The sequence below is a fragment of the Microbacterium sp. P5_E9 genome (assembly GCF_054049175.1).
Genome location: NZ_JBFUMV010000105.1, coordinates 1 through 579, shown reverse-complemented (window position 1 = coordinate 579; position 579 = coordinate 1). Strand labels below are relative to the sequence as shown.

The window sequence follows — 579 nt, the reverse complement described above, 5'->3', positions numbered from 1 at the left end:
GGGTAGCCGCTCAAGATCAGGATGCCGACGTCCGGCGCCTTGGCGTGGATCATCGCCAACGCGTCGATGCCGCTTTGCCCGGGCATCGCGAGATCCATCACAAGCACATCAAGTTCGGTGGTGCGCACAAGCTCGATTGCTTCGCGACCACTGGCTGCTTCGCCCGCGACGCGCAGGTCGACCTGCTCCGAGAAGAACTGGCACAAGCCGGAGCGCACGATGGCATGGTCGTCCACGATTCCAATCTTGATCATTTGTTCCCCTTTCTGCCGCATTTGCCGAGCAGGCGCGCTCTGTCTCTTGGCGGTAGCGCTTCGAGCAAGCGGTTGAGAACGGGACCCGTTGTTTCTGAAATCGCGCGGGCACCTTGTTGAGAGTCCGCGCAGAAATGGCGCCGCTAAGGCCAATATCGTCAACCTTTTCATTTGCGTCTGTGCGCAAGCGYACAATCGTCAATGCGGGCGGCGCTACTGGCGGGTCAGGTGGTTGATTCGCCGGCAGTGATTCCAAGGCCGATATGGCCGCCGCCAAGGCAAAGTTCGGCAAAAGCTGAATCTAGATGGCGCCGAAGAACCGCTC

At 60.0% G+C, this 579-nt stretch carries 1 protein-coding gene; it reads right to left on the bottom strand.

What is annotated here, in order from left to right; genetic code table 11:
• A partial coding sequence (locus ACXJ3V_RS20470) for a response regulator (protein WP_457102193.1) occupies nt 1-254 on the bottom strand: 254 nt, incomplete at its 3' end.
• Nucleotides 255-579 lie beyond the last annotated feature (325 nt).